The sequence below is a fragment of the Lentzea sp. JNUCC 0626 genome, assembly GCF_043632865.1.
Classification (GTDB): domain Bacteria; phylum Actinomycetota; class Actinomycetes; order Mycobacteriales; family Pseudonocardiaceae; genus Lentzea.
In genome coordinates this window covers 6,138,286-6,158,768 of sequence record NZ_CP171635.1, presented here as the reverse complement: position 1 = coordinate 6,158,768, position 20,483 = coordinate 6,138,286, and the positions used below count along the sequence as shown (strand labels likewise).

General features: G+C 70.6%; 21 protein-coding genes. 11 read left to right on the top strand and 10 right to left on the bottom strand.

The annotated features are described in order from the left end of the window. The first annotated feature begins 66 nt into the window (after positions 1 to 66). The 4 genes from JNUCC0626_RS27845 (at position 67) to JNUCC0626_RS27830 (ending at position 2,750) form a co-directional block, all read left to right on the top strand. Positions 67 to 681 (top strand): LysE family translocator, encoded by a 615-nt coding sequence (locus JNUCC0626_RS27845; protein WP_394613710.1) that lies wholly within the window; start codon positions 67 to 69, stop codon positions 679 to 681. 108 nt (positions 682 to 789) lie between these two features. Continuing rightward, on the top strand, positions 790 to 1,266 hold the full coding sequence (locus JNUCC0626_RS27840; RefSeq protein ID WP_394613709.1) for a YbaB/EbfC family nucleoid-associated protein: 477 nt from the start codon (positions 790 to 792) through the stop codon (positions 1,264 to 1,266). After that, positions 1,263 to 1,571 carry a WXG100 family type VII secretion target gene (locus tag JNUCC0626_RS27835; RefSeq protein WP_394613708.1) on the top strand — a complete coding sequence of 103 codons (309 nt, stop codon included), beginning with the start codon at positions 1,263 to 1,265 and terminating at the stop codon, positions 1,569 to 1,571. Before JNUCC0626_RS27840 ends, JNUCC0626_RS27835 begins: the two co-directional genes overlap by 4 nt. 3 nt (positions 1,572 to 1,574) lie before the next feature. Continuing rightward, positions 1,575 to 2,750 (top strand): hypothetical protein, encoded by a 1,176-nt coding sequence (locus JNUCC0626_RS27830; RefSeq protein ID WP_394613707.1) that lies wholly within the window; start codon positions 1,575 to 1,577, stop codon positions 2,748 to 2,750. On the opposite strand, the gene JNUCC0626_RS27825 is transcribed toward JNUCC0626_RS27830, so the two are convergent. Further along, positions 2,751 to 4,373, bottom strand: a complete 1,623-nt coding sequence (locus JNUCC0626_RS27825) for a hypothetical protein (protein ID WP_394613706.1) — start codon at positions 4,371 to 4,373, stop codon at positions 2,751 to 2,753. A 37-nt stretch (positions 4,374 to 4,410) separates the two neighbouring features. Continuing rightward, a complete protein-coding gene (locus JNUCC0626_RS27820; protein WP_394613705.1) occupies positions 4,411 to 5,430 on the bottom strand; it encodes a DUF2399 domain-containing protein in 1,020 nt (339 codons plus the stop codon). A 216-nt stretch (positions 5,431 to 5,646) separates the two neighbouring features. Here JNUCC0626_RS27820 and JNUCC0626_RS27815 point away from each other — a divergent pair, with 216 nt between their 5' ends. From JNUCC0626_RS27815 to JNUCC0626_RS27790, 6 genes are all read left to right on the top strand, one after another. Further along, positions 5,647 to 6,258, top strand: coding sequence for a TetR/AcrR family transcriptional regulator (locus JNUCC0626_RS27815; RefSeq protein ID WP_394613704.1), 612 nt, complete (start codon positions 5,647 to 5,649; stop codon positions 6,256 to 6,258). Further along, positions 6,255 to 6,992 (top strand): maleylpyruvate isomerase family mycothiol-dependent enzyme, encoded by a 738-nt coding sequence (locus JNUCC0626_RS27810; protein WP_394613703.1) that lies wholly within the window; start codon positions 6,255 to 6,257, stop codon positions 6,990 to 6,992. The genes JNUCC0626_RS27815 and JNUCC0626_RS27810 overlap by 4 nt, the downstream gene beginning before the upstream one ends. Before the next feature lie 94 nt (positions 6,993 to 7,086). Then, complete coding sequence (locus tag JNUCC0626_RS27805; protein WP_394613702.1) at positions 7,087 to 7,518, top strand: YbaB/EbfC family nucleoid-associated protein; 432 nt, start codon at positions 7,087 to 7,089, stop codon at positions 7,516 to 7,518. A 17-nt stretch (positions 7,519 to 7,535) separates the two neighbouring features. Next, complete coding sequence (locus JNUCC0626_RS27800; protein ID WP_394613701.1) at positions 7,536 to 7,835, top strand: type VII secretion target; 300 nt, start codon at positions 7,536 to 7,538, stop codon at positions 7,833 to 7,835. Further along, the gene (locus tag JNUCC0626_RS27795; RefSeq protein WP_394613700.1) at positions 7,832 to 9,082 is read left to right on the top strand and encodes a hypothetical protein; all 1,251 of its coding nucleotides are present in this window, start codon (positions 7,832 to 7,834) and stop codon (positions 9,080 to 9,082) included. Before JNUCC0626_RS27800 ends, JNUCC0626_RS27795 begins: the two co-directional genes overlap by 4 nt. A 14-nt stretch (positions 9,083 to 9,096) precedes the next feature. Next, positions 9,097 to 9,558 carry a SitI3 family protein gene (locus JNUCC0626_RS27790; protein WP_394613699.1) on the top strand — a complete coding sequence of 154 codons (462 nt, stop codon included), beginning with the start codon at positions 9,097 to 9,099 and terminating at the stop codon, positions 9,556 to 9,558. Here JNUCC0626_RS27790 and JNUCC0626_RS27785 read toward each other — a convergent pair. From JNUCC0626_RS27785 to JNUCC0626_RS27775, 3 genes are read right to left on the bottom strand one after another with little or no spacing between them, the layout of a single operon-like run. Next, positions 9,555 to 13,616, bottom strand: a complete 4,062-nt coding sequence (locus tag JNUCC0626_RS27785; RefSeq protein WP_394613698.1) for a TIGR02680 family protein — start codon at positions 13,614 to 13,616, stop codon at positions 9,555 to 9,557. The two genes, JNUCC0626_RS27790 and JNUCC0626_RS27785, sit on opposite strands and share 4 nt — an antisense overlap. Beyond that, a complete protein-coding gene (locus tag JNUCC0626_RS27780) occupies positions 13,613 to 14,812 on the bottom strand; it encodes a TIGR02678 family protein (RefSeq protein ID WP_394613697.1) in 1,200 nt (399 codons plus the stop codon). Before JNUCC0626_RS27780 ends, JNUCC0626_RS27785 begins: the two co-directional genes overlap by 4 nt. Continuing rightward, positions 14,809 to 16,281, bottom strand: a complete 1,473-nt coding sequence (locus tag JNUCC0626_RS27775) for a DUF2397 domain-containing protein (protein ID WP_394613696.1) — start codon at positions 16,279 to 16,281, stop codon at positions 14,809 to 14,811. The genes JNUCC0626_RS27780 and JNUCC0626_RS27775 overlap by 4 nt, the downstream gene beginning before the upstream one ends. A 72-nt stretch (positions 16,282 to 16,353) precedes the next feature. Between JNUCC0626_RS27775 and JNUCC0626_RS27770 the strand changes: the two genes are divergently transcribed. Next, complete coding sequence (locus tag JNUCC0626_RS27770; protein ID WP_394613695.1) at positions 16,354 to 17,286, top strand: cobalamin biosynthesis protein; 933 nt, start codon at positions 16,354 to 16,356, stop codon at positions 17,284 to 17,286. Here JNUCC0626_RS27770 and JNUCC0626_RS27765 read toward each other — a convergent pair. The 5 genes from JNUCC0626_RS27765 to JNUCC0626_RS27745 form a co-directional block, all read right to left on the bottom strand. Beyond that, the gene (locus tag JNUCC0626_RS27765; protein ID WP_394613694.1) at positions 17,194 to 18,012 is read right to left on the bottom strand and encodes an SURF1 family cytochrome oxidase biogenesis protein; all 819 of its coding nucleotides are present in this window, start codon (positions 18,010 to 18,012) and stop codon (positions 17,194 to 17,196) included. The two genes, JNUCC0626_RS27770 and JNUCC0626_RS27765, sit on opposite strands and share 93 nt — an antisense overlap. A gap of 21 nt (positions 18,013 to 18,033) precedes the next feature. Further along, positions 18,034 to 18,588: a PIN domain-containing protein gene (locus JNUCC0626_RS27760; protein ID WP_394613693.1), complete on the bottom strand. Its 555-nt coding sequence runs from the start codon at positions 18,586 to 18,588 to the stop codon at positions 18,034 to 18,036. Further along, complete coding sequence (locus tag JNUCC0626_RS27755) at positions 18,589 to 19,047, bottom strand: excisionase family DNA-binding protein (RefSeq protein ID WP_394613692.1); 459 nt, start codon at positions 19,045 to 19,047, stop codon at positions 18,589 to 18,591. A gap of 90 nt (positions 19,048 to 19,137) precedes the next feature. Further along, a complete protein-coding gene (locus tag JNUCC0626_RS27750; RefSeq protein ID WP_394613691.1) occupies positions 19,138 to 19,839 on the bottom strand; it encodes a fructosamine kinase family protein in 702 nt (233 codons plus the stop codon). A gap of 8 nt (positions 19,840 to 19,847) precedes the next feature. Continuing rightward, complete coding sequence (locus JNUCC0626_RS27745) at positions 19,848 to 20,300, bottom strand: low molecular weight protein-tyrosine-phosphatase (RefSeq protein ID WP_394613690.1); 453 nt, start codon at positions 20,298 to 20,300, stop codon at positions 19,848 to 19,850. Between the last annotated feature and the right edge of the window lie 183 nt (positions 20,301 to 20,483).

Here is a 20,483-nt window from a genome sequence, read left to right as displayed (position 1 = left end):
TTGTGCGGCTCCAACGCGGGCAAAGACGGGAACACCTTCGAGCCGTTGCTTCCTAGCCTTTCCAGCATGGAACTGAGCACTGTGCTGGCGTTCCTGGCGGTGGACCTCCTGCTGGTCCTGACCCCGGGAGCGGACTGGGCGTACGCGATCGCGGCGGGGCTGCGCGGCCGGTTCGTGCTGCCCGCCGTGCTCGGGCTGGTCGCCGGATACGCGGGCTACACGCTGCTCGCGGTGGCCGGGCTGGTCGTGGTCGTGGCGAGCTCGCAGGGCCTGCTCACGGCGTTGACGGTGGCGGGCGCGGCGTACCTGGTGTGGCTGGGACTCGGCGTGCTGGCCAGGCCCGCGGCACCGGGCGCGGCCGAGACGCTGGCGTCCTCGCCGGGGCGGGTGGTGCTCAAGGGAGCGGGGATCAGCGGCCTCAACCCCAAGGCGATGCTGCTGTTCGTCTCGCTGTTCCCGCAGTTCATCGACCCTGCCGCGAGCTGGCCGGTCGGCGTGCAGACCGCGGTGCTCGGCGTGCTGCACATGGCGTTGTGCCTGACGGTCTACCTGGCCGTGGGCGTCTCGGCGCGGCTCGTGCTGGCGACCCGGCCGGGGGTGGCGAAGGTGGTCGGCAGGGTCAGCGGAGCGATGATGATCGGCATCGGCGGGGTGCTGCTCGTCGAACGGCTGGCAGGCTGACCCGGCCGGAACCGGGATGGCCGATTCTCCTGCGCGCCCCGGTTGCGCCGAATAGCCTCCCCCGGTGTGGTCTAGTGAGACCCACGACACCTATGGGAAGGGGGTCCCATGAACAACTCCGAGTTCGAAGCGCGCAACGCGGCGTTGCGCGACCAGATGAACACGATGCTCGCGAACCTCGAACGGCAGACCGCAGGGTTGAAGCAGGCACAGGCCGAGGCCATGGCCAAGGTCGGGCGCGCGACCTCGCCGGACGGACTGGTCGAGGTCACCGTCAACGCGGGCGGCATCGTCACCGGTGTCACGTTCGCGCCGGCCGCGTTCACCCGCAGCACACCGGAGAAGCTCGGGCAGAGCGTCGTCGCGACCATCCAGCAGGCCGCCCTCCACGCCCGTGAGCAGGCCGACGCCCTGCTGAGCCCGTTCACCGAGGACGTGCCCGACCTGCCCGACATCTTCCCGGGCATGCCGTCCATCAAGGACCTCATCCCGGCACCGCCGCCGATCGTGGCGCCGAAACCCCAGCAGCACAACGAAGACGAGCCGCCGGAGTCCTTCATGGACCGCCGAGGGACCAGCTGGTGACCGGCTTCGAGGTCGACCCCACGGCGCTGCGGGCCGCCTCGCCGAAGTTCTCGGCGACCGGCGACAAGCTCCAGACCGCGTGGGAGGCGCTGCGCACCGTCCTCGACGCCAACAACGGCTGCTGGGGCGGTGACGAGGCGGGCCAGGAGTTCGCCAAGACCTACCTGCCCCTCGCCGACTCCGGCGGCAAGGCGTTCCCGTTGCTGACCGAGGGCATCCACGCGATCCGCAAGGGTCTCGACGAGTCCGCGAACGCCTGGGAAGCCGCCGACAAGGCGAACGCCAAGTCGATGGGAGGGAAGTGAGCCGTGGCGATCGAGATTCCCGAAGCCGTCCAGTGGCTCACCCCGATCGTCGTCGGCGCGAGCTGGCCGGAGGGTGACGAGGACAAGCTGCGCGCCATGCGGGACGCGTGGAAGGCGGCCGCGCAGGCCGTCGAAGAGGTGCTCGGCGACGGCAACGGTGCCTCCTCCGCCGCGCTGGGCTGCATGAGCGGGCAGACCGCGGAGAAGTTCAAGGAGCACTGGCAGAAGTTCGGCGAGGGCGGCGACGCCTACCTGGTCAGCCTCGAACAGCTCTGCACCGACCTGGCGGAAGGCTGCAACGACGCGGCGCTGGGCATCGAGTACACGAAGATGAGCATCATCATCGCGCTGAGCATCCTGCTGGCGCAGATCATCGCGATGATCGCCTCGGCGGTCGCCACGTTCGGCGCGTCGACGGCGGGCGTCCCGATCGCGCAGGCGGCGACGCGGATCACCGTGCAGTCGCTCTTCCAGCAGCTGCTCAAGCAGATCGTCGTCAACCTGGCGATCAACGTCGGGTCCGACGTGGCCATCCAGGCCCTCCAGTTCGCCAAGGGCGACCGGCAGTCGTGGGACTTCGGCAAGACGGTCGACGCGGGCATCGCAGGCGTCGCCGCCGGCGTCGCGTCGGGCGGAGTCGGCGCGGTGAGCGGGGCGATCGGTGGCACGACCAGCAACTTCGTCCAGGCCGCCACGCGCGGTGCGGTGGAAGGCGCAGTCTCGGGCGCGGCCGGCAACGTCCTCACCAACGTCGCGCACGGCAAGGTCTCGCTGGAGGACTTCGGCACGGCGATCGTGTCCGGCGCGACCTCCGGCAGCGTCGGCGGCGCGATCGGCGGGATGTCGCAACGGCACGCGGGACTCGTCGACACCTGGGGCAACACGACGTCGCCGGACGGTCAGTACACCTCGGGAGCGAACACCCAGGGCCACACCTTCACGACCCGGGACGGGGCGACGGTGCAGGCCAACATCCCGAACAACCCGCACCAGGGCGGAGTTTTCTCCTCGGGCGGCGAGGCCGGCATGCACAACGCCGGCGGCCAGATCGGGCCGAACAACGTCAACGACCCGCACGACAGCGACTACCGGGTGAAGTCCTCGGCGAACCCGCCGCAGATGGTCGGGCGCCTCGACCTGCCCGACCCGCCACCACCGCCGCCGCCACCGAAGAAGTAGCTACCGCCAGGGCTGCCAGCCCGGGATCGGGGCGTGATCCGCACGGGTCTCGCCCCAGTCCGGGCTGCCCGGCGGGAGCACGTTGTGCTCGGCGAGCCGCATCCGCCCGCGCACCCGCCACCAGTCGGCCAGCAGGCCCGCGGTCAGCACGGCGATCACGCCGCCGATCCACACCATCGGCCCGGTGGTGAGGAGCATCCAGGCGAAGCTGCCGGCGATGGCGGCACTCCACAGCCGCCAGCCGATGCCGGTGGTCCGGAAGTTGCCGTTGTACGTGCCGGTCGTCCGCCGCACCGCCCACTGGTGCAGGTCGCGCCACTCCTCGACGGACGCGACGCCCGGCCGGCTCGGCGCGCCCTGCCGCGACCTGATCAACTCGGCGAGTTCGCCGGCCTGGTCCAGCGGCAGCAGCCACTGCTGCGGGCGGGCCACGAGCCGCACCATCGGTCCGCCGCCGAGCCGGAGGGGAACGCCGCCGGGTACCCGCCACGGTTCGTCCGGTGCGGTGCCGGGCTGCACCACGGTGAGGTCGCCGAGCCACACGGCCTGCGGGTAGACGCCACCGTCGTACGACCTGTTCAGCTTGTGCACCAAGCGATCCCGCTGCACGTACAGGGTCGTTCCGTTGCGCAGCGGCACTTCCACCTCGACGGTGCGGCCGAGATCGGCTCCCAGCCGGAACATCCGCGCGCCGAGGTGACCCAGCAGCGGGCACAGCACCAGCAGGACCGGGATCCAGACGAAGTTGCGCGTGCCGATCAACCAGAACACGCTCACCGGCACGGCGAGGAACGCCACCCGGCCCCACACGTGGGGCACGTTCCGGTTCAGCACCCACACCACGCCCGCGACACCCGCGAAGGCCATCGCGGGCCACGTCCTGCCGGGCACCAGGAGCAGCGCGACCACCGGCAGCACCACGGTCCCGGTCAGCGCGAGCGCGGCGCCGAGGAGCCACCGCACGACGAGCGACGGCCCGGCGGGCGTCACGGCCGGGCCCTGCACCGGAGTCGTCGGCCGTCCGGGCACGGGAGGAGCCTCGCCGACCTCGGTGGTCTCGGCGACGACACTGGGACCGGCGACGACGGCGGGACCGGAGTGGACCTCGGCCAGGCTGGAGACCTTGGACCGCACCAGGTCGACGAACCGCTGCGGCTCGTCGACGGGCAGCACCTGCTCGCCCCTGGTGGTCCGCAGCACCACGACCTCACCGGGCGGCACGGGCAAGCCGCGGCCGTCGATCAGCGTGATCCACGGCCGTTCACCGGGCACCGCGGGCCTGGTGCTGATGCCGAGGAGGTCGCCGAAGCCGTACGACACCTCTCTCGGTCCGGAGGCGTCCAGTCGTCCGCCCCCGGACACCGCCCTGATCTCCAGCCCGGTGGCGGTGACGTCGACGGCGTCCGAGTACCAGGTGGGCCGCGGGTCCACGCGGAACTCGAAGCGCACCTTGCCGGGTGCGCGCTTCGACACCAGGTGGACGAGGTACGTCACGACGAACGGGACGCCGACGATGATCGCCATGTTGATCGCGGGTGTCGCGTTCGGGTGCAGGACGACGTACGTGATCGCGGCGGCGGCCGACACGCCCAACGCGACGAACGGCCAGTGGTGCGGCTTCATGCACCTCATCTTGGCAGTTCGACGCCGTGGTGTGCGCTTATCGGAGTAGTGAGGGCAGCACGTGTTCCTCGGTGACCACGAGGCCCGTCGTCGCCATCGTGCCCGCCAGGTCCGGGTCCCAGCTCGCGGGTTCGGGATGCGTGTTCAGGGTCGGCAGTTCGACGCCGCGCGCGATCGAGGTGGCGACGGCCTCGCGGTAGTCGGCGGCGGACATGCGCCACGCCGTGCCGCCGGTCCAGGCGAGGACCTGGTTGGTGATCTGGAGGCCTTCAGGCGTGAAGTCGTTGTGGCACAACACGGTCTTGTCGTTGAGGTGGTGCTTGGCCTGTGGCGTCAGGCCGTGCGGGAGCACCATCAACGGGCCGGGCACGCCCGACTCCAGCAGCCGTGGGCTGCGCACGACGGTGATCTCGTCGGCTTGAAGGGTGTCGTTGAGCGTCAGGTAGCCCTGCGAGGTCAGCACCGGGTCGGTGTAGGCGTCGGGCAGCACGCCGGAGCGTTCCCAGTCGGTCCCGGCCAGCTGCAACGCCTTGGCGAGCACGCGGGTGAGCGGGCGGCCCTCGTCGAGGTCGTTGCCCGCCAACGCGAAGCGGGTGGTGAACCGGCGCGGCTGCGGGCGGAGCTTCGCCAGGATCGCCGCGGCCTGGTTCGCGATCATCGGCAGCGCGGGCTGCGGGATCTTGCCGTACCGGCGGACGTGCTCGATCCACTCGGCGGCCCAGGGTTCTTGCAGCAGGCCGTGTTCCCGCAACGCGAACTTCAGCACGGCGTCCGCTGTGGACGCTTCCTCGGTGGTGGACAGCGCGATCGGCCTGCCGTGCACCGATTCCAGGACCTCGGGCAACGTGCTGCCGTGCGCGCGGACGTGTTCGTCCAGGCGTGCCAACGAGATCTGCCGGCGAGCCGGGTGCGCGACGGGCTTGCGCAGCAGTTCGCCGAGGACGGCGGCGGTGCGGGCGTCCTCCACGCGGAAGCTGAACGCCGACCGGCCGCCGCCCTCCACGGTCTCGCGGGCGAGGCGCCAGAACTCGGCGAGTTCGGGGGAGTCCAGGTTCACGCCCACCAACCTAGCGGCATGGCTCGAAACGTCGGCGGCGAACTCGCGCTCAGCAGGGCGCCTCGCGGCACCGCCCCCACGCCCCCGTACCACCAGTACGAGGACGTGGGGGCGGCACCACGATGCGCCCGTCTGACCACGAGTTCGCACGGCGACGTTTCGAGCCATGCCGCTAAGCCTTGACAGAAAGCCCTGGTGAGGGGACTCTCCCTAACCATGAGCGTTCTGCCTAATCGTGATAGGCAAGCCGAACGGCGTGAGGCGACCCGGCGGGAGATCGTCGACGCCGCGTGGGAGATCGCGCGCCGCGACGGCCTGGCAGCCGTCACGTTGCGCGAGGTAGCGGCCATGATCGGGATGCGGTCACCGTCGCTGTACTCGCACTTCGACTCGAAGAACGCCATCTACGACGCCATGTTCGGGCAGGGCTGGACCCGCTACCTCGACGAGATGAGGCAGCACGTGCTGCCCGCCGCGCCGCGCGAGGCGTTGCTCTCGATCGCCGAGCACTTCTTCGCGTTCGCGCTCGCCGACCCCGCCCGCTACCAGCTGCTCAACCAGCACGCCGTCCCCGGCTTCACCCCGTCCGAGGCCGCCTACGCCCCGTCCGTCGAGGTCATGGGCCTGCTGCGGGAGATCGCGCGCGGCCTCGGCGTCACCGAGTCCGCCGACGTCGACCTGTTCCTGGCGCTCTGCGGCGGCCTGCTCGACCGCCAGCTCGCCAACGAACCGGGCGGCGACCGCTGGCTGAAGCAGCTTCCCCGCGTGATCGACATGCTCGCCGACGAGCTCGGCCTGCCAGGACCTTCGTTGAGGAGTTCGAGATGACCACCGCACTCGCCGTCAGACCCCGCACGTCCGCGCTCGACCGCGACACCGCGATGCGACTCGCCGCGACCGAGTACGACCGGGCGATCGCCCTGCTCGCCGGCCTCGACCCGGATGACTGGGCGAAACCCACCTGCTGTCCCGGCTGGGACGTCCGCGCCATGGCCACGCACGTGCTCGGCATGGCCGAGATGTCCGCGTCGATGCGCGAGAACCTCCGCCAGGTCAGGGCCGCCCAGGCCCGCGCCGGCGCGTTCATCGACGAGCTGACGGCGTTGCAGGTCGAGGAACGCGCGAACCTCACCCCGGCCGAGATCGTCGCCAGACTCGCCGAGGTGGCCCCGAAGGCGGCACGGGCACGCCGCCGCATGCCGAGGTTCGTGCGCGCCAGGAAGATGCCCGGCGCCCAACGCGTCAACGGCGCCGACGAGGCGTGGACGCTCGGCTTCCTGTCCGACGTGATCATGACCCGCGACCCGTGGATGCACCGCACCGACATCGCACTCGCCGTCGCGAAGCCGCTCGACCTCACCGCCGAGCACGACGGTGTGCTGGTCGACGACGTGGTGCGCGAGTGGTTCGGACGGCACGGTCGCCCGGTCGCGTTGACGCTGACCGGGCCGGCGGGTGGCACCTGGGGCGACGGGCCGGAGCTGGAGTTCGACGCCGTCGAGTTCTGCCGGGTCATCGGTGGCCGCGGCAGCGCTCCCTTGGACACCGAGGTGCCGTTCTAGCGGCTTGATCGGGTCCACCGATGCCGATTCGCCGCGCGCAGACGCAGGTCTTCGGTGCGTTCGGTGACGGGGAGGCCACGACATGACACAGGGCATGAACCTTTTCGGGGGCGATCCGGCCGACGTGGAGCGGGGCCTGGACGAGTGGGTGGCCGGGTTCGAGCAGAACGCGGCCCGGTACCAGGAGCTCCAGCGCGAGGTCGACGAGGTGCGGATCAGCGAGAGCAGTCCGAACGGCGCGGTCACCGTGACCATCGACGCGAGTGGGGTGCTGGTGGACGCCAAGTTCACCGAACGCGTCATCAACACCTCGCCCGACGAGCTCGGCCGCCAGCTCCTCATCGCCGTGAACCAGGCCAAGGCGAAGATCGCCGGCCGGGTCCGCGCCGTGGCGGGGCAGGTCGTCGGCGACGAGGCGGGGAGCCGGATCACCGGGTACTACGAGCAGAAGTTCGGCGCGGCAGCCGAGCAGTCACCGCGTGCCAGCCGCCCGGACGACGAGGGTTTCGGCTCGGTCTACCGCTGACGGTCTGGGGGAACGTCATGTCCGGTTTCGAGGTCGCGCCGGCCGAGTTGCGGGCGCACGCCGCCAAGGTTGATCGCCACGGGGCCACCCTCGGGCAGACTGTCGACGCCGCGAACAACGCGATGTCCGACGACACCTACGGAGAGCTCTGCCAGTTCCTGCCCTCGTTCTTCAACGAGCTGGAGGAGACGGCTCGGCAGGCGTTGCGGGCCTGTCAGGAGGGGCTCGCGTCGACGTCCGAGAACCTGCGCGCCACCGCCGCGGACTACGAGACCCGCGAAGGCGCCGTGAAGCAGAAGTTCCAGGGGATGCGGTGACCGGCAACCCGCTGATCTCGCCGGAGGAAGACTCGACCGAGTGGTACACCGGTATCGGGATCCTCGAGTCGATCAGCGACCTGGTGCAGGGCATCCAGAGCGGCAACTGGGCCGACATCGGTCTCGGCGCGGCGACGACGGGACTGGAGGCGCTCAGCCTCTACATGGACCCGATCGGGTCGGTGGCGTCGAACCTGATCTCGTTCGTCATCGAGCACGTCGGACCGCTGCAGGAGGCCCTCGACCAGTTGGCGGGCAACGCGGACGGCGTCGCCGCGCAGGCGCGCACGTGGAACAACGTCGCCAAGGCCGTCAGCCAGGTGAAGACCGAGTACGAGCGCGAGGCGGTCGGGGACACGACGGGCTGGGTGGGCAGGGCCGGTGACGCCTACCGCAAACGTGCCGCGGACACGGCCGCGCTGCTCGGCGGTGCGGCCGAGGCGTCCAGCGGCATCGCGGGTGCCGTCGAGATGGCCGGCGTGCTCGTCGGCGTGGTGCGGGAGACCGTCCGCGACCTGATCGCCGACCTCGTCGGACGGTGCGTGGTGTGGGCCATTGAGGCGTTGACCGTGGTCGGCGCGCCGATCGTGGCGGCACAGGCGGCCACGGCCGCAGCCAAGTGGGCTGCTCGCATCGCCCAGATCATCAAGCAGCTCCTGCGGGCGTTCGAGAAGTTGAAGCCGTTGCTGAAGCGGCTCGGCGAGCTGCTCCAGCAGATCCGCAAGAAGATGGACGAGTTCTCCGGGCGCAACGGCGGTGGTGGCGAGCCGCCGAAAAACCCGAACGACCCGCCCGGTACTGGTGGCCATCCCGACCACACGTCCCCGTCCGGCGCACCGGATCCTGACGCGACCCCGGACGGGCACCCGACGAGGATCCGGGACAACGAGGCACCGGAGAACAAGCGGGCGCTGGAGCGGGAGAACGAGTCGGCCACGAAACTCGCCCAGGCCGGGTACAAGATCGAGCAGAACCCGACTGTGCCGGGCCGGAAGAACCCCGACTACCTCATCGAGGGCAAGGTCTTCGACAACGTCGCCCCGAACACCGACAGGGTGCGCAACGTCGCCGACCGGGTCAAGAAGAAGGTCGAGGCGGAACAGACCGACCGGGTCGTGGTCAACCTGGGCGACAGCACCGTGAGCGCTGACGCGCTGCGCGCTCAGTTGCGCGACTGGCCCGTCGAAGGGCTGAAGGAAGCCATTGTGATCGACAAGAATGGCAACGTGCTCCACATCTACCCGTAGGCGAGGAACAACAGATGGCCCTCTCGTACAGCCTCGACATCGCGACCTCGCTGTCGGCGGACCAGGTCGCGCGCAGGCTGCCCGTGCTGCCGGGGGACCCGGAGGTCACGCTGGGGCAGCTCCTGCAGGGTGTTGCCGTCGCCGAAGGCACCTGGCTCAGGGTGGGGGCGACCGAGCCCAGCCCGTGGAGCGTCGTCGAGTCCGATCTCGGGTTCGCGCCGACGGTCTGGGTCGTGTTCCGGCTGGACAAGGAGACCGACACCGCTCGCCAGCTCGACGACGTGGTCCGCCGGACGATCGCGGTGCTCGACGAGGTGCCCGGCGACGCCGTGCTGCACTTCGACTACGAAGTCGTGTGGCTGCTCCGCCGCGGCGGCGAGCTCAGCCTCAACGACCGCGACGACATCTGGACGCCGCAAAGGCTTGCGGCGGTGGGAAGTCGTCCGCACCGCCGCGGTACTCCCTCGTTCGCCTAGGGGTCGATCCGGTCCAGCGCCGCGCCGTCCCACGTCGTCTGCGTGCACGCCACGCCCCGGCCGTTCTTGGGCCGAAGCACGTCGTAGATGTGCATCCTCGGGATCTTGTCCGACACGCCCCAGCCGCTCGGCCAGGTGATCACCCAGTCCATGTCGAGGTCGACCAGCAACCCCAGCATGCGCGCGATGGTCGGGTCGTCGAGCCGTTCGAACGCCTCGTCGAGCAGCACCAGGCGCAGCGGGTCGAACTCGTCGCTGACCGCGTCGTAGAAGCTCGCCGCCGCCGCGAACAGCGTCACGTACGAGATCAGGCGGGTCTCGCCGGACGAGAGTTGCTTCAGTCGTCGTTCGCGCGGGCCGCCGTCGGGGCCGGTGTCGGCGACGGTGACCGTGAACTGGTGCCAGGTGCGGTAGTCGAGGGCGCGCGACAGGATCTCGGCGTAGCCGCCGGAGTGCGCGTCGCGTTCGTTCTCGATCCGCTCGGTGAAGACGCGGCGCAGCGTGGCGTCCTGCTCCGGCGTGCGTTCGCCGAACGGCAACCGCACCAGCGCAAGCGCTTGCCGGGTCGCGTCGTCCAACGCGCTGGACGACTTCCAGGCGAGCTTGACGTGCACGCCCTGGCTGGAGCGTGCCTGGCCGAGCACCTCGTTCATCCGCTTGGTGAGGTCCTCGGCGACGGTGATCTGGCCGCGCAGCCACTCGGCCAGGTCGCGGATCAGGTAGTCGGCGAAGATCCCCTGGTACTGCTCGTCGAGGAAGCCGCGCTGCTCGGTCAGCTTCGTCGTCACCTGGCGGGCGGCGACGGCGACGGGTTTCGCGCCCTCCTCGCCGGTCACGGTGACGGTGAGCAGGCCCGCGTGCTGTTCGGCGGCGATGTCGTGGCTGCCGGCCAGGGAGGTCTGCAACGCCTGGAGCTTCGCGATGACGGTGGCCTCGGTGCCGCCGCGCCGGTCAGGGGTGTCGGCGACGGCCTGACGGACGGTGGCGTCGAGGGTGGAACCGCTCTGGTCCGCGGCCTCGCCGCCGCCCAGGTCCGGGAACGCGGCGGCGATCAGGCCAGGTGCGCGCACCGTCGCCGTGAAGTTCGCGGAAGCGCGGCCCAGCGCGTCCTCGGACTCGGCGACCTGCGTGGAGTTGGTCTCCAGCAACGCCGCCAGCTTCGCCGCCTGCTCCCGCGCGGTCGTGATGCTCTCGCGCACGCCCTTGAGGTCCTCGCGCATCTTCTTGCGCGACTTCTCCAACGACGTCAGCTGCTCGCTGATCTCCTTGGCCTCGCCGCCGACCGCGTCGGTCAGTTCGGCGAGCGTTCCGGCCTGGGCCGCGTAGTCGACGCACCGGCTGTCGGCGTCGATCTCGGCGGTCTGCCGGTCGGCGACGGCCTCGTGGTAGCGGTGCGAGGCGTCGGTGAGGTCGGAAATCGTGCCCTGACAACGCCTCTTGACCGCGTCACCGAGCAGGTCGGCCGTGCGCTGGGCCTCGGAGGCCGCGGCCTGGGCGGCACGCAACGCCTCCGTGTCGGACGACAGGTCGGCGTCACCGGCCTGCCGGGTCAGCTCCGACCGCGCGGCTTCGAGCCGGGAGTTGGCGTTCTCCAACGCTTCCCGCAGTTCGAACGTGCGTTGCTGCGAACGGGCGGCGGACTCGTCGGCGGCCTGGACGCGGCTGTGCTTCGCGATCAGCTCGCCGTCGGCGGGGAACGCCGCGAGGTGCGCCTCCCAGGTGGCGACGTGCTCGTGGGCGCGGGCGAGTTCGTCCTCGGCGGTGCCGAGCTGGTCGCGCAGGTCGGCCAGTTCCTCTTCCAGGGCACCGATTCGACGGCCGCGCGCGGCCTGCCGGGCACCCGCGCCGATGAACTCGGCCTCCGGCTTGGTCCAGCGGCCGGTCAGCACGCCCGTGCGCCAGTCGCCGGTGGTCGTCATGTCGTCCAGCGACACCGCGCGCAGCAGGTCCGCGACGAACTCCTCGGGCACCGGCGAACCCTCGACCGCGGGCACCAGGTAGTCGGCGAGCGACCGCCCGTCCGCCGCCGGTCGCGGTACGGCCAGGACGTCCTCCAACGAGGCGTCGGCCGTGCTCACCCAGGCGTCCAGCAGTCCGCTCGCCTGCAACGCCGCTTCGAGCCCGGCGCGTTCGTCGTCGGTCAGCGACGGCACGAAGTCGACCAGCCGGTAGAACGGTGCTCCCACCGCCACATCACGGGTCGCGGACGTGTACTGACCCGGCACCGGCACGCGCTCGTTGCCCGACCGCAGGCCGACGAGTTCCTCGTCCAGCGTGTCGAGGCGGGCACGCAGGTCCGCGCGTTGCTGGGTGAACGCGTGCGCGGCGTCGCGGGCCGCCTGCACGAGCGGTCCCGCCCACTCGCGGGCGGTGGTGCTCAACGTCTTCGCGGCGGCCGGGTCGGCGGTCTGCGGCAGCGTCAGCGCACCGGCGGGGCGATCGTCGAGCAGCGGGCCGCTCGTCGTCCACACCTCGACCTGCTCCAGCCAGGCCTGCACGACCTCGGCCAGCTCCTGCATCTCCTGGTTGCGCATCGACGTCGACTCGGTCGCGCCGAGCTGGGCGTCGCGGGCCTTCTGCCGCAACGACTCCACCTCGCGGTGCTGCGCGTCCAGGGCGAGTGCCTGCTCGTGCAACGCCAGCGCGAGCGCACCTCGTTGGCGTGCCAGGGAAGCGATGCCGGAGGTCTGGTCGATCACGGACGACAGCGAGGCCAGCACGTCCTCGGTCGCGGCGGCGGGCGGCACCCGGCGTTCGATCGGCAGCGGCCCGGCCTCGGGATCGGGCTTGGCGCGCACCGAGTCCGTGGTCACCGTGGCCTCGGCGGCCGGGACCTGCGGCACGTCCGGCGCCAAGTCGGCGTCCATGCCCGCCAGCCGCAGGTTCTCCCGCAACGGGTCGCTCAACGCGTCCGCGGCCTGGAGGTCCTCGGCGAGCCTGCGCAGCAACCGCAGCACGTTGTCGACGGCCGCGTCCTCCTGCGCGCGCTGGCGGTGCGCGGTCTCGAGCGCGGCGACGGCCGAGGAACGCTTCTCCGCCACCAGGTTCTCGCGCGTCTTGAGGTCCTGGAGGTCGCGGAACGCGGGCAGCTCCTTCAGCGCCGCGATGGTCTCCTCTGCCTGCTGCTCGCCGGTCTCCATGTCGGTGAGCGCCTGCTCGGACGCCGAGCGCTCCATCCGCGTGAGGTCGAGCTCCTGGCTGAGCTTCGCCTGCTCACGCCGCAGCTTCGTCACCGACTTCTCGGCGGCCTCCAGCCGTTCGGAGGCGCTTCGCAGCCCTCCGAACGCGTAGTCGCTGTAGGTCTTGAGGAACGTCGTCAGCGCACTGTCCGCAGAGGACAGCCGGACGATGTTCTCGCGGATCGACTCCAGGTCGTCGAACGACGTCGCGAGCTGCTCGACCATCGCCTGGTCCAGCGGCGGCAGGGCGTCGGACAGGATCTGTTCGAGCTGGCCTTCGAGGACCTTCAGGCCGACGTCCGGGTTGCGCAGCGTCCGCTGGAGGTGCAGCAGGTCGCCGTACCGCGCGGCGGGCACGCCGTAGACGGTCTCGGCGATCTTCGCGCGGAACGCCGGTTCCTCGAACATGCAGTCCGCGCCGATGAGGTCGCGCAGCTGGGCCGGGCCGTGCGGGACGCGTTCCGGGCCCGCCAGCTGGAGTTCCGTGCCGACGCGCATGGGCGTGACGAACCGCCACGAGTCCGTGATGGCCTGCGAGGTCTTGGACGCCTTCACGCCGAGCCCGCACGTCAGGTACTCGTTGCCGCTGTGGTCAGCGGCCTCGCGGATCAGCTCGACCCACGCGTAGCCGATGCGGTTCGGGCCGCCGTCGTAGTCGTCGAGCATCAGGCGGCGCAGGCTGACGGTGTCGAAGCCCTTCGAGCCGAGCTGGCGCAGGTCGCCGTCGAGGCACAGCGGGAGCAGCAGCTCCAGCGTGCGGGACTTGCCGGAACCGTTGGTGCCCTGGAAGATCGCGCGGCCACCGGAGAAGTCGAACGTCTGCTCGGTGTACTGCCAGATGTTGACCACGCCGCCGCGGTGCAGCCGCCACCTGCTCATGAAACGTTCTCCTCGTCGAACAGGGACCAGCTCGGTACTTCTTGCACCACAACGGGTTCGGGTTGCTCACGTTCGCGTTCCGGGTCGCCGTCGGGCGAGGGCAGCCAGCGGTGCGCCGCCGCGCTGACCGACCACGCGCCGTCGTCCAGCCGCACGGCCAATCCCATGCGCCGCAACAGCTCCGTCACCTCGGCGACCAGCCGGTCGAGGTCGTCGGTGAACTGCTTCGACCACGCCGCAGGATAGTCCTCGACCAGACCGGCGCAGACCTCGCGCAGCCGTTCGACCGTGACGACGTGCCGGGTGGGTGCGTCCTCGTCCTCGCTGCCCAGCAGGTCGGGCAACGCCAGCAGCGTGATGCGCGCGACCGTCGAGACGCCCGGGAACGACAGGTCCGTCAGGAAGTCCTCGGGGTCGGCGGCCAGCACGCCCTCGACGCGGCACTCGGTGTGCAGGCCGAAAGCCTGCTCCAGCAACGCCGTCTCCTTGCGCTGGTTGCGCCGCAGCCACTCCGCCTGCTCGTCCGGCAGGTCCGCGTACAGCACCAGCGGCGTCTCGACGAGCCTGCGCCGCACGGCGTGCTCGATCCCGCGCGGGCCGGGGCGTGCCGCGAGTTCGACCAGGTGGGCCGGGGACGTCGCCTCGCCGACCGGGCCGGTGACGAGCTGGCCCAGCAGGTCGGTGTCGATCGTGATCAGCGCTTCCTGCGGCAGCACGTCCTGCGCGACCGAACCCTCGGTCTCGTGCAGCACGCCCAGCGACACGAGGTGCCGCAGCGCGGCCGTGAGCGCCCGCCGTTCGCCGATGTCGTCCGGTGCGTCGATGCCCGTTTCCGCTGCGGCGGAACGGATGTCGGCCACCAGCCTGCTGAGCAACGTCTGGCGGCCGATGCCGGTCAGCACCGCGAGCGTGAGCGCCAGGTAGGCGTAGCCGCGCGGGGACATGCTGAGCACACCACGCGTGTCGTCGTTGCCGGGCCCGGACTTGTAGAGGCGTGCGAACCGGCGTTCCACGACCAGCCGGTAGCCGAGCAGGCCCGCGAACAGGTCCTGGAGCACCGCGCGGTGCCGGTAGACGAGGCTGAGCAGTTCGCCGTCGGGGCCTTCGCTGCGCAGCAACGGGCGGCGCAGCAACGTGCGCGCGCACCGCACGACGTTGGCGGCGTCGATGTCGGAGAGGTTGTCCAAGTGGTTCATCGTTTCAGGGCCACCGTCGCGTCGTGGAGCGTGAGCGTCCCGGCGGCGGAGCGGATCTGCGTCGTGGTGCCGTGGGCGATCTCGAGTTTGAGGCCGCGCACCGGGTCGCTGGCCGACCCGCTGTCGTTCGGCGAGTCGCGCTGGGCCATCGCGAGCGTCAGCAGCTCGCAGAACACCTCCAGCGCGCCGTGCGTGAGCGTGGTGTTCTCCAGGTTCCCGGCGGCCTGGGTGAGCTCGGCGACGTGCCGGGCGCGGATCTCGTCGGCCTCGCGCGCCTCGGCCAGCAGCGACTGCTCGGTCATCGGGTCGTCGAGGATCCTGGACGGCCTGCCGCGCCCGCCCCGGTCGCCTCTCGTGCGGACGGACACGGTCACGTCGCAGACCGGGCCGTCGCGCCACGGCGTGCGTTCGTTGTCCGAGTCGTGCTCGGGGGCGGGGGAGAGGTGCCGTGCGCTGTAGAGCCCGAACGCCGAGGCGTAGATCTCGTGCGCCTCTTCGCGGGTCGAGTTCTGGAACCAGCTCGCGAGCTTGAGGAGTTCGGCCCGGCGTCCCGGCAGCAGGCCACCGCCGGACGTCGCGCGCTTCACGCTGGCGAGCAGGCTGCCGATGGCGCGGGCGGTTGCTTCTCTGAGAGCCGTGACCTGGCTCGGACGGCCCGGCCGGTCGACGAACCAGTCGGTCAGCTCCTGCCAGTCCTCCGGGGTGCGGCCGCGGGCGCGTTCGACGTTCTGGCCGAGGTCGGTGCCGAGGAGGCGGACGAGTTCGCTGCGTGCCTTGGTGAGTCCGGCCAGGGCTTCCGCGATCGGGGGCGTGTACTTGAGGACGTCCTCGACGACCCGCTGGATGTACTCGACCAGCAGGTTGCGGAAGCCCGCGATCTCCTCGGGTGCCAGGTGGTTCCTGGTGACGACCTGGCCGAGGTAGGCGTAGAAGTCGCGGACCGTCGCCGCGAGTTCGGCGTGCTGGAGGAACAGCGTGGTGACGCGTTCGGCCAGCAGTTCCTTGGTCTTGTCGCCCTCGTTCAGCAGGGCGACGCTGAGAGATCCACCCAGCTCGTTGAGGCCGCGTTCGATGGCGGGGAGGAGTTCGCGGGACACCTCGCGGGCGCCCTCCGGGACTCTGAGCAGCTCGTCGACGTCGCGCTGGACGCGGACCGCGAGCTTGGAGACCTGGTAGCGGACGCTGCCGTGCTGGAACTCGGCGATGCTGGCCGCGACGACCTCGCGCCGGCCCTGGACGAGGTTGCCCCACTCGACCAGCTGCTTGAGGCGGTTGATGACGTTCTCGATGCGGCTCTCGCCCTGCTCGACGCGGCCCTCGCGCTCCTGCCCGGCCAGTGCTCCGGCGACCTCGCCTGCGGAGAGATCCGCGAGCAACGTGGAGGTGAACAGCCGCATGATCGCCAGGTACGTGCGCTGGTGATCGCGCGCGTCCAGGTAGGCGTACAACTTCAGCCGCTTGTGCTCCACGACCGGCCACCCTAATGCGCGCGCAGGTGTGATGCGGCGCTACCGTGCCTTCGACGAGCTGGGGAGGATGCCGTGGGCGCGGGTCGCGCGTTGGGGTTGTTGCTGGGCGTGGCGGCGGACGCGGTCTTCGGTGATCCACGCCGATTTCACCCGGTAGCGGCATTCGGGTCGACCGCCGCGGCGGTCGAGAAGAAGCTCTACGGCGACTCGGAGGCCGCCGGAGTGATCCACTCCGCCGTCCTCGTGGGCGGCACCGTGGCGCTCGGCGTGGCCGTCGAACGGGCCGCGCGCCGCCACTGGCTCGCCCAGGCGTTGACGACCGGCCTGGCCACCTGGGTGGTGCTCGGCGGCAACTCGCTCGCCACCGAGGGCACGTCGATGGGCCGCGAACTGGCCGACGGCGACCTGGACGCGGCCCGGGACCGCTTGCCCTCGCTCTGCGGCCGCGACCCTTCCCGGCTCGACACGCTGGGCCTGGCCCGCGCGACCGTCGAGTCCGTCGCCGAGAACACCTCGGACGCCGTCGTGGCGCCGCTGTTCTGGGGAGCCGTCGCCGGCGTCCCCGGGCTCCTGGGCTACCGCGCCGCCAACACCCTGGACGCGATGGTGGGCCACAAGTCGCCGCGCTACCTGCGCTTCGGCTGGGCGTCGGCTCGTCTCGACGACGTGCTGAACCTGTTGCCGTCGCGGCTCGCGGCGTTGCTGACGGTCGGCGGTGCCCCGGTCGTCGGCGGCTCGGCCTCGCAGGCGCTGGAGACCTGGCGCCGCGACGCGTCAGCCCACCCGTCGCCCAACGCGGGCCAGGTGGAGGCGGCGTTCGCCGGAGCGCTGGAGATCAGGCTCGGCGGCCGCACGGTCTACGCGCACGGCGTCGAGGAACGCCCGGTGCTCGGCCACGGCCGCAACCCGGACTCAGGTCACGTGACGCGAGCCGTGGAGCTGTCCCGCGTCGTCGGCTTCGGCGCGGGGTTCGTCAGCGCCTTCATCGCTCTCTTCCGCAAGTAGCTCGGCGATCGACTTCTTCTTCGTCCGGCCCTCGTACAGCACGCCACCAGGCCGTGCCTCGCGGATCGTGAAGTAGAGCCACCCGCCGACCGCCATCACGCCGAACGCGATCCACTGCAGCGCGTAGGAGAAGAACGGCCCGGACTCGAGCCTGGGCAGCGGCAACGTGTCGAGCGCACCCGGCTGGTTCTCGATCAGCTGGTAGTAGCCGGGCTCGATGCCCGCGCCGACCGCGTTGTTGTTGATCGAGTAGATCTGCTTGCGGCCGTCCTGCTCGAACGCGGGCTGGTCGTTCGACTCGTTCGGCCGCGCGAGCCCGATGAGCGTGACCTCGCCCGTGGGCGGCGCGTCGAAGTTCGGCGGCTTGATGCCGTTGATCGGCCGCACGTACCCGCGGTCGATCAGGATCTTGTGGCCCGTCGTGGTCTCGAACGGCGTGATGACCTCGAACGCCGCCTCGCCCTGGACGGTCCGCAGTCGGGCGAGAGCTTCCAGCTCCGGCACGTAGCGGCCCTTGATCTCGACCTTCTGCCACTCGTCGTGCTGGGCCCCGAACTGCGCGGGGTCGCTCTTCAGCGACTTGGTGATGGCGGAGTTCTGCTCTTGCCGTTCGTCGTTGCGGCCGAACTGCCACGGCGACAGGAAGTAGATGCAGGCACCCGCGAACACCCAGACGGCCAGGGTCAGCGCCAGCCAGCCCGGCTTGAGGAGGAACTTGAACCGCACGACCTCACGGTAGTTGACCGGTCAGAGCGCCCTGAGTGCGGCCACTGACTGCACCAGTCCGCAGCGCTCGAGCGAGGCGAGCACGTCCTCGACCGTGCCGGGCGGATTGCGCCACGAGTTCGCGATCTGCTGAACGCAACTCCAGACGACTTTGGCGTCGAGTCCGATCTGGTCGATGACGAAGTCGTCCGCGTCCTTGGCTTCGACGTCCCATTCGCCCAGCGACTCCGCTGGGAAGTCCTTGAGGTTGTCGGTGACGATCACCTGCGCACGTGCCCTGATCGCCGCCGCCAGCACGTGATGGTCGTCCGGATCCGGCAGGTCCAGCGCGGGTATCAGTCGCTCATAGCCCGTGACCAGGCAATCCCTGACCGCGGTGAGCATCAGGGATCGGGTGCGCTGGAGCTGCTGCTCGGAGAGGTCCGGCCGGTTCTTCCTGATGTTGCGGAAGACCTCGTCGAGGATCTGATCGGTCCACTTGGCCTGGACGAGACCCGCTGCGGCGATGCGGATCAGCAGGTCTCGCAAAGTGCTCGGATACAGAACGTTGGCGTCGTAGACGACGACGAAACTCACTCAGGCCATGCCCATCTCTTGCGTGAGCGCGGACAACTCGTCGGCGGCGCGGCGCCGACGTTGGTCGTCGTTGCGCATGTACTCCACCAGCGACGCGGCCTTGATGCGGCGGTGCTTGCCGACCTTGCGGTACTCGATCTCGCCGGCTTCCAGCAGACCGATCAGGTACGGGCGTGACACGTTCAACAGGTCTGCGGCCTGTTGCGTGGTCAACTCGGCGTCGGCGGGCACGACGGACACGCCGTGGCCTGCGGCCATGTAGGCGAGGATCTGGGCGAAGAGCTCGACTGCAGCGCGTGGCAGGACCAGGACGTCGTCGTTCTCCTCGACCCGGACGCGGACGTCGCCCTCCTCGTCGAGGTGATCGTGCAGGTACGCCTTGACCCTGTTCAGCGCGGCGTGAGCGGTGACGACGTCCTCGGCATCAGGCTGCACGGCTCGCAATGCTGCGGAACTCATCGGTTTCCTCCTTCCCTCCAGTCGAAGTATCCGCAGTATTCGAAACAAACGCAACGCGCGATCGGGTGAGCCGGACCTCGTGGAACTGGGTCACGACCGCAGAGCCGCGCGAGCTGCGGCCTCGGCCTGCGTGTGATACCCGCCGCCGAACAGCACCGCGTGCACGAGCAGCGGGAACAGTTGGTGCAACGGCACGCGCGCCTCCCACCCATCGGCCAGCGGCGCCACCTCCCGGTACGCACCCAGCACGTGGTCGAGGAACGGACACCCGAACAGCTGGAGCATCGCGAGATCGCTCTCCCGATGCCTGCCGTGCGCCGCCGGGTCGATCAGCCACACCTGCCCGTCCGCGCCCCACAGGACGTTGCCGGCCCACAGGTCGCCGTGCAGCCGAGAAGGCGGTTCCGCAGGACCGGCCAACGAGTCGATCCGCGCACACACCTCGCTCACGTCAACGCCCGCCTGATGCGCGTACGGCGCGATGCGGTGTGACGCGAACCACGACGGCCACTCGGCAGCAGGCTCGTTCACCATCGCCGCCATCCCGATGGTCGCCTCACGCGGCCCACCGGGAGGCGGTGACCCGAAAGCCTCGGCCCCAGCGAGGTGCAAGGCAGCAAGACGGCGCCCGAAGGTCACGGCCGCCTGAAGATTCGGCGGGCCGTGCGGGATCTCGTCCATCACCAACCGACCGCCGAGAGCGCTGTGCACGACCGGCACCGGCGGCCCGCCGTCGACGCGCAACCACCGCAGCCCGGCCGCCTCGGCAGCAGTGGCCGACGGCGTCCCCACCTTCGTCCTCAGAGCCGCTCGCGCACCCACGCGATCAACCCCGGCATCGCCGCCTCGGTCATCGAGAGCACCTCGTCGAACCCGGCCGCGTCGCCGTAGTACGGGTCCGGCACGTCCACCCCGTCGGCGTCCGGATCGAACGAACGGAGCAGTCGCACGCGGTCCGGCTCGACCATCTGGCGCAACGCACGCGCGTGACCGGAGTCCAGGGCCACCAACAGGTCCGCGTCGAGGTGGGCCGGGCCCACCTGCGCGGCCACGTGGTCGGTGGGATAGCCGTTGTCGGCCAACGTCTTCAGGGCGCGCGGATCGGCGGGGTCGCCGACGTGCCAGCCGCCGGTGCCGGCGCTCGACACCTCGACGTGGTCGGAAAGGCCTTCGCGGGCCAGCCATTCCCGGAACACCAGGGCGGCGACAGGTGACCGACAGATGTTGCCGGTGCAGACGAACGAGACGTGCATGTCTTGCAGCCTATGGGATTTGGTTGCGCACAGCGGGTAACAGGTGCACCGTTCCCGACGTCGCGGGCGTGCTGCACCAGTAGGCTCAAGGACACGATGCAGGCAGCCGGCCTCTACTGGGGAGACGACGGCGCAGAGCCTGGCCGCCCGCCGAGAAGATCGGCGAGTGAGCACCGCCGCACG

What these genes read in the sequence shown, in the direction of transcription:
- JNUCC0626_RS27745 (WP_394613690.1), bottom strand. Translation starts at nt 20,300, where the DNA reads ATGCACGTCTCGTTCGTCTGCACCGGCAACATCTGTCGGTCACCTGTC.
- JNUCC0626_RS27790 (WP_394613699.1), top strand. Translation starts at nt 9,097, where the DNA reads ATGGCCCTCTCGTACAGCCTCGACATCGCGACCTCGCTGTCGGCGGAC.
- JNUCC0626_RS27815 (WP_394613704.1), top strand. Translation starts at nt 5,647, where the DNA reads ATGAGCGTTCTGCCTAATCGTGATAGGCAAGCCGAACGGCGTGAGGCG.
- JNUCC0626_RS27805 (WP_394613702.1), top strand. Translation starts at nt 7,087, where the DNA reads ATGAACCTTTTCGGGGGCGATCCGGCCGACGTGGAGCGGGGCCTGGAC.
- JNUCC0626_RS27800 (WP_394613701.1), top strand. Translation starts at nt 7,536, where the DNA reads ATGTCCGGTTTCGAGGTCGCGCCGGCCGAGTTGCGGGCGCACGCCGCC.
- JNUCC0626_RS27810 (WP_394613703.1), top strand. Translation starts at nt 6,255, where the DNA reads ATGACCACCGCACTCGCCGTCAGACCCCGCACGTCCGCGCTCGACCGC.
- JNUCC0626_RS27780 (WP_394613697.1), bottom strand. Translation starts at nt 14,812, where the DNA reads ATGAACCACTTGGACAACCTCTCCGACATCGACGCCGCCAACGTCGTG.
- JNUCC0626_RS27845 (WP_394613710.1), top strand. Translation starts at nt 67, where the DNA reads ATGGAACTGAGCACTGTGCTGGCGTTCCTGGCGGTGGACCTCCTGCTG.
- JNUCC0626_RS27825 (WP_394613706.1), bottom strand. Translation starts at nt 4,373, where the DNA reads ATGAAGCCGCACCACTGGCCGTTCGTCGCGTTGGGCGTGTCGGCCGCC.
- JNUCC0626_RS27785 (WP_394613698.1), bottom strand. Translation starts at nt 13,616, where the DNA reads ATGAGCAGGTGGCGGCTGCACCGCGGCGGCGTGGTCAACATCTGGCAG.
- JNUCC0626_RS27755 (WP_394613692.1), bottom strand. Translation starts at nt 19,047, where the DNA reads ATGAGTTCCGCAGCATTGCGAGCCGTGCAGCCTGATGCCGAGGACGTC.
- JNUCC0626_RS27840 (WP_394613709.1), top strand. Translation starts at nt 790, where the DNA reads ATGAACAACTCCGAGTTCGAAGCGCGCAACGCGGCGTTGCGCGACCAG.